We start from the raw sequence: 7,721 nt of genomic DNA, 5'->3' as shown, positions 1-7,721 counted from the left end.
GGTAAACCGCTGGCCTGGGCCATTTCAATGACCGCTGTTTCCTTTTCTGCTAACCATAAATAACGGGCGTCAACCTTTTGACCAGGCAATGGGCCCTGTACCCGCACCTTTTGCCATTGGCTATCGAGATTATGGGCGATCGCCTCTAGAGTTCCTTCCCCGCCATCGGCCAAGGGATGGGCAACACAGTCAAATTCTGGTGCTAAAACTTCCGATGTAATACGGCAAACCTCCCCAGCGGAGAGAGTCCCTTTAAACGAGTCTGGTGCAATCAGGATTCGGCGCATCAGGGCATCTTCCAGCCTCCCCTATCCACACCTGTTGCACTTTCTTACGAACTAACGAAAAAAATTAACGACGATTCAGACCTTCCGCGGCTTCTCGGAAAGGCTCCACCTCAGGACTAAAATCAATAGGCAGAACCGCTACGACGTTTTCGTGGGGCCGGGGAATAATCACCCAGGTTTTCACATCTGCCCCTTCCGTGCGGTTAATGGCATCAATACCCGCCGCCATGGCAGTTTTCACTTCCTGCACATCTCCACGAATGTTAAGGGTGAACCGAGCACTCCCTGCCCGAATGTAGCCCACAATGGTAATCCTACCGGCCTTAACCATGGCATCAGCAGCGGCAAGAATACCGGGAAAACCAATGGTTTCAATGGAACCGACGGCGGATTGGGCGGACATATTTTTCTCCTTGACAGTGGCGGCAAAAACTAAAGGACAGGTCGAACCAAAACCCTCGACTTAACGACTGGTCGGGGTGGAGATTAGCGAGAATCCCATGGTCAACTATAGGCTAAGTGGTGTACATCGGACCACGACGGCAGCAAAGTCTCCGTTAGGTGCGGAAGCGAGCTACTTTTTCTGTGTATTCCACCGGCAGAACCGCCAGGACATTTTCGGGTGGATTGGGGACGATGTAGTGGCTGACAATTTCTCCCCCCATAACGGATTCATTGACCGCGGCTAGACCCATCTTCATCGAGAGATTGACCTCCGACACTGGACCCCTTATTGCGACCACAAAATTTCCCCGTTCCGCCAAGTCATAGTACACCAGGGTCACTCTTCCCCCTTTGAGCATGGCATCGGCGGCGGCCAGAACGGAGGGAAAGCCAAGAGTTTGTATAACGCCAACGGCCTGGGGCATGGGAAATTCCTCTGGGGGGACGGATGGGAACAATCAATCATCAATCGGACTGGGTAAGCGAGGATTAGAACTCAGCTAGCCTTTCATCCTATCAAAAACGTGGCACGGGCAAATCAACACGCAAGGTGCCAGGGCTGTTAACCAGGGGAATTGGTTGCTTGGGCAGGGAACAACGAATAGCTTTCGAGCTGGTGCCCTAATCGATGCCTACCTTGCCCCCTGACTAAAATCCCCGCTATGGGGGCCAGTCAGTGTGTCAAAATACTAGATTGTTGTGCCCCGATCGCCCTTGCTTGTTTTATCTTTACGGATCAGCGGGGGGAGATGCGGCGGCGGTCCAAATCGTTACTACAAACTAAGTTTTCCCCCAGAAATCATGGCTGAGACCCTACTGTTTGCCGCCCTACGCCAAGCCCTTGACGAAGAAATGGGACGGGATGTCAACGTCCTTGTGCTGGGAGAAGATGTGGGGCACTATGGCGGTTCCTACAAGGTGACCAAGGATTTGTACGAAAAGTATGGCGAAATGCGGGTGTTGGATACCCCGATCGCCGAAAACAGTTTCACCGGCATGGCGGTGGGGGCGGCCATGACAGGATTACGCCCAGTCATTGAAGGCATGAACATGGGTTTCCTACTGTTGGCGTTTAACCAAATTGCCAACAATGCCGGCATGTTGCGCTACACTTCCGGCGGTAATTACCAAATTCCCATGGTCATTAGGGGGCCTGGGGGCGTAGGCCGGCAGTTAGGGGCAGAGCACTCCCAACGGTTGGAGGCCTATTTCCATGCAGTGCCGGGGCTAAAAATTGTGGCTTGCTCCACCCCCTATAATGCCAAGGGTCTGCTCAAGGCGGCCATTCGGGACAATAACCCAGTGTTATTTTTTGAGCACGTACTGCTGTACAACCTGAAGGAAAATCTGCCCGACTACGAATATATTGTGCCCTTGGATAAAGCGGAAGTGGTGCGCCCTGGCAAAGACGTGACCATTTTGACCTATTCCCGCATGCGTCACCATTGCTTACAGGCCCTCAAAACCTTGGAAAAAGAAGGTTACGACCCGGAAGTAATTGACCTGATTTCCCTCAAGCCCTTTGACATGGAAACCATTAGCGCTTCGGTGAAGAAAACCCATCGGGTAATTATTGTCGAAGAATGTATGAAGACTGGCGGCATTGGGGCAGAATTAATCGCCCTCATCAATGACCATCTCTTTGATGAATTAGATGCTCCGGTGGTGCGCCTTTCTTCCCAGGATATTCCCACCCCCTATAACGGCATGTTGGAACGGCTGACCATTGTCCAACCACCCCAAATTGTCGACGCGGTCAAGGCGATCGTCGGTTAATAGACTTCGAAGCAATAGCCCTTGCCATAAACAGAATTAATCAGGCGGGGGGCATTGGGCTGTTCAATTTTGCGTCGTAGCAACCGCACTAGGGCGGCCAAAACGTTGCTACTGGGGGGGGATTCTCCCGGCCAGAGGCGAGCATAGATTTCCTCGTGGCTCAAAATTTGCCCCGGGGCCTGAAGGAACAGACTCAGCAGGGCCACTTCCTTTTCCGACAGGGCAATGCGTTGACCTTGACAATAGGCCACTTGATTAGCCACATCTAGGCTGACGTTGTTGACACTAAGCACATTGCTTTTACCTGGAATTTCTGGAGAGATTTCTCCTTGGCCTTGCCGTCGCAATAGGGCTCGCACCCTGGCTAAAAGTTCCCTTAATTCAAAAGGTTTAATTAAATAGTCATCTCCACCGGCATCTAAGCCCGCCACCCGGTCATCGAGGGTATCTTTAGCAGTGAGAAATAAAACCGGCGTTGACCGTCCCAGAGCCCTAATTTGACGACAAATTTCCAACCCAGATACCTGGGGCAACATCCAGTCAAGGATTAATAAGTCATATTGACCGGCGATCGCCATGGCTAAACCCATTTGACCTTGGTCGGCCACATCAGTGCGATAACCCTGATGCCCTAATGCTTTGCTTAAAGGTTCCGTTAAAGCATTTTCGTCGTCCACTAAAAGAATATTGGCCATGGCTAATTCTCCTCCCACAAATAGACCACCCATCCCTGGAAGCAAACTGGAACCAAATATGATTCCGACTGACTTACTAATTAATTTTATAATTGATTGAAAAAGTTATTCCCACAGCATGCAGTATTTCTAGTGACGTATGATCGTGGATGTCAAGCTTAGGGAAGGAGCTAACAAAATCAAGGACGGAGTAAATGGAATGGTATTTGCGAATGACATTGAATAATAGCAAATAACAGCGTTCCATTCTTTTATTTACAATAGGTTGCTCACTAATCACTCCAACGCTTCAGCATACTTCGATCAAAAAATTTAAACTCAGTATTTTCATCCTGCTTGGCTTCGTACATTGCAATATCAGAAAATTTTAAAATTTCATCACCTTTTTCTGAATCATCAGGTGCAATGGCAATGCCAATGCTGAGCAAAATTTCAATTGATTGGCCCTGAATTATTACAGGTCTTTTAAAAATCTTTAAGATATTAAAGACAATATCCTCAACCTTTAAGCTATTCTCAAGATTTTGTATTATCAAAATAAATTCATCTCCACCGATGCGGAACAGATCATCATCAGAGCGAACAGCCTGCTGAAGTCGATTAGCTGTCTCCTTTAGTACTAGATCTCCAGCGTCATGGCCAAGGGTATCGTTAATTTTTTTGAATTTATTTAGGTCTATAAATAAAATGGCAGTTTTAGAATTGCATTGTTGTGATTTTTTGATAGAATCGTCAATTTTATCAAACATGTCTGCTCGATTTTCCAGCCCAGTTAATTCATCATGGTGAACTTTATAGTCTAATATTTGCGTCCGTTCCTGCACTCTTTCGTTCATTTTAAAAAAAGCAGAGAGTAGATAGCCAATTTCATCATTGGGCAAAATATCTGAAACATCAAGTTTTTCGCCTTTGTCAACTTTCTCTGTGCTAGCAAGAAGTAGTTTCAGTGGTGAAAATAATTGTTTATTTAAAAATGAGAGAGTCATAAAGGCAAGAAATACAAAAAACATGATCTGAATATAAATAAATGTAAATAGCACTGCTCTGTTCCTTCGGTAATCACCCTTCCTTTGCTCTAGCAAAACATTTTCTGTATTTACCATTTCCCTAAGTACATTTCTGATATCTTCCATTGACTTCCTGCCTTTACCTTGATTGATAATTTCAAGGGATTTGACATAATTATTTTCCTGATTTAAACGAGTTGTTTCTGATAACTCATTGAGATTAATTTCAAGATATTTTTTGATGGAGTCTAAACGTTGTTGCTGAATAGGATTGTCTATAGTCAAAGTTTTCAATTGCTTGAAATGATATTCAATTTTTTCTAAACTAATCTGATAATGCATCAAATAGGATAGCCTTTTGGTAAGCAAATAATTTCTTTGATTAGCTTCAGCGTTATCTATACTGCCTAAAAAGTTACTTATTTCACCTAAAACTTGATTCGTATGATTGACCCATTCTAGTTTTTCTTCACCATATTTTTCTATTTGAAAACTTATGGCACCGTTACCAATGGCTGTTAGAAATAGCAAAGATAAAAACATCAATACTTTTCTTTTAATACTCATATCCAGCCAATCCGGCTTATTAAAATGTGGATGATTGTCGGGAAAACTTCTACTATCAGGAAATCATTAGGAGATAAAGTGTTCGCCGAAAATATTTAAAACGAATCATAAGATCCCAACCAAGGGCCGCCGGTGACCACCGCCAGCAAAGTTTTTGGGACACGAGTCAACTCAAGATAAACTCTTTCGCTTTCCTGTTGGTCTTGAGAGAATTTTGAAGAGAGTGGGTGTAAAATTCCGATAGTTTGTTTTTGAGTAGGCTCTAATGAGCATTTCCTCGATTCTATCAAAATAATCTCAATTATTTAAAGTTCGACTGAGAATAGGTTGAAGCCACAATGCTACTCATGAATAATCACGGCATTTGGTTGAACAAAAATCAGATGAACAATTTGTGGTTGTCTGCACACGGTATGGGCGGGGCAAGTTGGCTAAATATACAAGAGCGGATTTCATTGACAGTGGCATTGAGCAAATCCAATTAGTTCGGGCGGTACCCCTAGGCGATCGCCAGATTTCCATGGCAATATTTAATCCCCAAAGCAAATCCCCCACCAACGAAGGCAGGGGACAAGCTTAATTACCTAACAGAGGATTTTCGCTAACCGAACTTGCCCGCTGTAGAAGCAATTAGGAATGCCGCATAGGTGAGGACATAACCAACGGTGAAGTGGGCTAAGCCAACCAAACGGGCTTGAACGATGGACAACGCAACGGGCTTATCTTTCCAACGAACCAAGTTCGCCAAAGGAGTGCGCTCGTGGGCCCAAACGATGGTTTCAATCAACTCTTGCCAGTAACCCCGCCAAGAGATCAGGAACATGAAGCCGGTGGCCCAGACCAGGTGTCCGAAGAGGAACATCCAAGCCCAAACCGACAGATTATTTACACCGTAGGGATTGTAACCATTGATCAACTGAGCAGAGTTTGCCCAGAGATAATCCCGGAACCATCCCATTAGGTAGGTAGAGTTTTCGTTGAACTGAGCAACGTTACCCGTCCAAACACCGAGGTGTTTCCAGTGCCAGTAGAAGGTCAACCAGCCCAGGGTATTCAGCATCCAGAACATGGCTAGGTAGAAGGAATCCCAAGCAGAGATGTCGCAGGTACCGCCACGGCCGGGGCCGTCACAGGGGAAGGAGTAACCGAAGTCTTTTTTGTCCGGCATCAACTTGGAACCACGGGCATCCAAAGCACCTTTGATCAAGATCAGGGCAGTGGTGTGCAACCCTAGGGCGATGGCGTGGTGAACCAAGAAGTCCCCAGGACCAATGGTCAAGAACAGGGAATTGGTGCCGCTGTTGATAGCATCCAACCAACCGGGTAGCCAAGCGGCTCCAGTGGTGGAAGCAATGCTGTCAGGATTGGAGAGCAATACGTCAAAGCCATAGAGAGCTTTACCGGAAGTTGCTTGAATCCATTGAGCAAAAACAGGCTCGATCAGAATTTGTTTTTCGGGGGTACCGAAGGCCACCACCACATCGTTATGGACATAAAGACCAAGGGTGTGGAAGCCCAAGAAGAGAGATACCCAACTGAGGTGGGAAATCAGTGCTTCTTTGTGTTCAAGCATGCGGGCCAGCACATTATCTTTATTGGCCACAGGATCGTAATCCCGGACAAAGAAGATGGCACCGTGGGCAAAAGCACCGACCATCAAGAATCCAGCAATGTACTGGTGATGGGTGTAGAGGGCTGCTTGGGTGGTGTGGTCCTGGGCAATAAAGGCGTAGGAGGGCAGGGAGTACATGTGCTGCGCCACCAGGGAAGTAATAACCCCTAAGCTTGCCAAGGCTAAGCCGAGTTGGAAGTGGAGGGAGTTATTGATGGTGTCGTACAGGTTGGTATGGCCTGCGCCGGTTAGGGGACCTTTATGGGCATTAAGAATTTCTTTGATGCTGTGGCCAATGCCCCAGTTGGTACGATACATGTGACCAGCAATGATGAAGATCACGGCGATCGCCAAATGGTGGTGGGCAATGTCCGTCAACCAGAGAGCTTCCGTTTGGGGATGGAAACCACCCAGGAAGGTCAAGATTGCGGTACCAGCACCTTCAGAAGTACCAAAAATGTGGCCAGCAGTGTCGGGATCCGCTGCATACACGCCCCAATTGCCGGTGAAGAAAGGCATCAAACCAGCGGGGTGGGGAGGGGTAGACAGGAAGTTATCCCAACCAACGTGTTGACCCCGGGCTTCGGGAATCGCGACGTGGACCAAGTGACCAGCCCAAGCCAAGGAACTAACCCCGAACAAACCAGCCAAGTGGTGATTTAAGCGGGATTCGGCATTTTTAAACCAAGCTAAGCTAGGACGGAACTTCGGTTGGAGGTGTAGCCAGCCTGCAAACAAAAACAGGGAAGCTAACACTAATAGGAAGACCGCACCAGAGTAGAGCTCTTGGTTGGTGGTCATACCAATGGTGTAGAACCAGTGGTAAACCCCGGAATAAGCAATGTTAACCGGGTTAGAAGCCCCAGCTTGGGTGAAGGCATTAACTGCCCCCTCGCCAAAGTGGGGATCCCAAATCGCATGGGCGATCGGGCGAATGTTTAAAGGATCTTTAATCCATTGTTCAAAATTACCTTGCCACGCAACGTGGAAAAGGGTGCCAGACGTCCACAGGAAAATGATGGCGATGTGACCAAAGTGGGAGGCAAAAATCTTTTGGTAAAGATTCTCCTCAGTCATCCCATCGTGGGTTTCAAAGTCGTGGGCCGTAGCAATCCCGTACCAAATACGCCGTGTAGTCGGGTCTTGGGCGAGATCCTGGCTAAATTTAGGAAATTTAGTTGCCATAGCTTTTTCGGAAATTCTCCTCGTTAAGCAAGCAAAATGAGGCTAATGCAGAAGCGCTGCTCATTTCCGGATTGTTAAAGCCACTATAACAAGGGGTTATAGGGGTGAATATAGGGTAAAAGCGAAATTAAAACCGCTTCTATTAAAG

Annotated in this window: 8 protein-coding genes; 2 read left to right on the top strand and 6 right to left on the bottom strand. The window is 47.0% G+C overall.

Annotated features, from left to right (window positions below; genetic code table 11):
* From IQ219_RS13705 to IQ219_RS13695, 3 genes are all read right to left on the bottom strand, one after another.
* A partial coding sequence (locus IQ219_RS13705) for a glycerate kinase (protein WP_194072980.1) occupies window positions 1-287 on the bottom strand: 287 nt, incomplete at its 3' end.
* 64 nt (window positions 288-351) lie between these two features.
* Window positions 352-690: a carbon dioxide-concentrating mechanism protein CcmK gene (locus IQ219_RS13700; protein WP_010872077.1), complete on the bottom strand. Its 339-nt coding sequence runs from the start codon at window positions 688-690 to the stop codon at window positions 352-354.
* A 154-nt stretch (window positions 691-844) separates the two neighbouring features.
* Entirely contained in the window at window positions 845-1,156 is a 312-nt protein-coding gene (locus tag IQ219_RS13695; RefSeq protein ID WP_010872076.1) for a carbon dioxide-concentrating mechanism protein CcmK, read from the bottom strand.
* 376 nt (window positions 1,157-1,532) lie between these two features.
* On the opposite strand from IQ219_RS13695, the gene IQ219_RS13690 reads away from it, so the two are divergent.
* Complete coding sequence (locus tag IQ219_RS13690) at window positions 1,533-2,507, top strand: alpha-ketoacid dehydrogenase subunit beta (protein WP_190598966.1); 975 nt, start codon at window positions 1,533-1,535, stop codon at window positions 2,505-2,507.
* Here the strand turns inward: IQ219_RS13690 and IQ219_RS13685 are convergent.
* On the bottom strand, window positions 2,504-3,202 hold the full coding sequence (locus IQ219_RS13685; RefSeq protein ID WP_190598965.1) for a response regulator transcription factor: 699 nt from the start codon (window positions 3,200-3,202) through the stop codon (window positions 2,504-2,506). The two genes, IQ219_RS13690 and IQ219_RS13685, sit on opposite strands and share 4 nt — an antisense overlap.
* Window positions 3,203-3,474: 272 nt before the next feature.
* The gene (locus IQ219_RS13680) at window positions 3,475-4,776 is read right to left on the bottom strand and encodes a diguanylate cyclase (RefSeq protein ID WP_190598964.1); all 1,302 of its coding nucleotides are present in this window, start codon (window positions 4,774-4,776) and stop codon (window positions 3,475-3,477) included.
* Window positions 4,777-5,170: 394 nt separating this feature from the next.
* Between IQ219_RS13680 and IQ219_RS13675 the strand changes: the two genes are divergently transcribed.
* Window positions 5,171-5,356, top strand: a complete 186-nt coding sequence (locus IQ219_RS13675; RefSeq protein ID WP_194072979.1) for a hypothetical protein — start codon at window positions 5,171-5,173, stop codon at window positions 5,354-5,356.
* Window positions 5,357-5,377: 21 nt separating this feature from the next.
* Here IQ219_RS13675 and psaB read toward each other — a convergent pair whose 3' ends face one another.
* On the bottom strand, window positions 5,378-7,573 hold the full coding sequence (gene psaB, locus IQ219_RS13670; RefSeq protein ID WP_190598962.1) for a photosystem I core protein PsaB: 2,196 nt from the start codon (window positions 7,571-7,573) through the stop codon (window positions 5,378-5,380).
* Window positions 7,574-7,721: the final 148 nt, after the last annotated feature.

It is taken from the genome of Synechocystis sp. LEGE 06083 (genome assembly GCF_015207725.1).
GTDB lineage: Bacteria > Cyanobacteriota > Cyanobacteriia > Cyanobacteriales > Microcystaceae > Synechocystis > Synechocystis salina.
This window is presented reverse-complemented; position numbering and strand designations above follow the sequence as displayed.

Coding starts and splice junctions, on each gene's coding strand:
- IQ219_RS13700 (WP_010872077.1), bottom strand. CDS start 690: ATGTCCGCCCAATCCGCCGTCGGTTCCATTGAAACCATTGGTTTTCCC.
- IQ219_RS13695 (WP_010872076.1), bottom strand. CDS start 1,156: ATGCCCCAGGCCGTTGGCGTTATACAAACTCTTGGCTTTCCCTCCGTT.
- IQ219_RS13690 (WP_190598966.1), top strand. CDS start 1,533: ATGGCTGAGACCCTACTGTTTGCCGCCCTACGCCAAGCCCTTGACGAA.
- IQ219_RS13685 (WP_190598965.1), bottom strand. CDS start 3,202: ATGGCCAATATTCTTTTAGTGGACGACGAAAATGCTTTAACGGAACCT.
- IQ219_RS13680 (WP_190598964.1), bottom strand. CDS start 4,776: ATGAGTATTAAAAGAAAAGTATTGATGTTTTTATCTTTGCTATTTCTA.
- psaB (WP_190598962.1), bottom strand. CDS start 7,573: ATGGCAACTAAATTTCCTAAATTTAGCCAGGATCTCGCCCAAGACCCG.